Source organism: Variovorax sp. MPBD4-3 (assembly GCF_058809745.1).
The window spans coordinates 1-1,209 of sequence record NZ_JBXASW010000136.1 but is presented as its reverse complement, the minus strand read 5'-3'; the positions used below and the strand labels follow the sequence as shown (position 1 = coordinate 1,209).

Sequence of the window (1,209 nt, the reverse complement as noted above, 5' to 3'; positions counted from 1 at the left end):
GAAAAATGGCAAAAGGTAAATTCACCCGCACCAAGCCTCACGTCAACGTGGGCACGATCGGTCACGTCGACCACGGCAAGACCACGCTGACGGCTGCGATCGCAACGGTGCTGTCGGCCAAGTTCGGCGGCGAAGCTAAGGCCTACGACCAGATCGACGCTGCGCCTGAAGAAAAGGCCCGCGGCATCACGATCAACACCGCGCACGTCGAGTATGAAACGGCCAACCGCCACTACGCACACGTCGACTGCCCCGGCCACGCCGACTACGTGAAGAACATGATCACCGGCGCTGCCCAGATGGACGGCGCGATCCTGGTGTGCTCGGCCGCCGACGGCCCGATGCCCCAGACCCGTGAACACATCCTGCTGGCTCGCCAGGTGGGCGTGGGCTACATCATCGTGTTCCTGAACAAGTGCGACATGGTCGACGACAAGGAACTGCTCGAGCTGGTCGAAATGGAAGTTCGCGAACTCCTCGACAAGTACGAATTCCCCGGCGACGACACCCCCATCATCCACGGCTCGGCCAAGCTCGCCCTGGAAGGCGACAAGGGCGAACTGGGTGAAGGCGCCATCATGAAGCTGGCCGAAGCCCTGGACACGTACATCCCGACGCCCGAGCGCGCCGTGGACGGCACGTTCCTGATGCCCGTGGAAGACGTGTTCTCGATCTCGGGTCGCGGCACCGTGGTGACCGGCGCTGTCGAGCGCGGCGTGATCAAGGTTGGTGAAGAAATCGAAATCGTGGGCATCCGCCCGACGGTCAAGACCACCTGCACCGGCGTGGAAATGTTCCGCAAGCTGCTGGACCAGGGTCAAGCCGGCGACAACGTGGGCGTGCTGCTGCGCGGCACGAAGCGCGAAGAAGTCGAACGCGGCCAGGTGCTGTGCAAGCCCGGCTCGATCAAGCCGCACACGCACTTCACCGCCGAGGTGTATGTCCTGTCGAAGGACGAAGGCGGCCGTCACACGCCGTTCTTCAACAACTATCGCCCGCAGTTCTACTTCCGCACGACGGACGTGACCGGCGCGATCGAGCTGCCCAAGGACAAGGAAATGGTCATGCCCGGCGACAACGTCAGCATCACCGTGAAGCTGATCAACCCGATCGCGATGGAAGAAGGCCTGCGCTTCGCCATCCGTGAAGGCGGCCGCACCGTGGGTTCGGGCGTCGTTGCCAAGATCCTCGACATCTAAGCCGGACGCA

1 protein-coding gene is annotated in these 1,209 nt (G+C 63.0%); it reads left to right on the top strand.

Features of this window, described 5'->3' with window-relative positions:
* Positions 1-5 precede the first annotated feature (5 nt).
* Positions 6-1,199, top strand: coding sequence for an elongation factor Tu (gene tuf / locus AC1RVW_RS30805; RefSeq protein WP_093060175.1), 1,194 nt, complete (start codon positions 6-8; stop codon positions 1,197-1,199).
* Positions 1,200-1,209 lie beyond the last annotated feature (10 nt).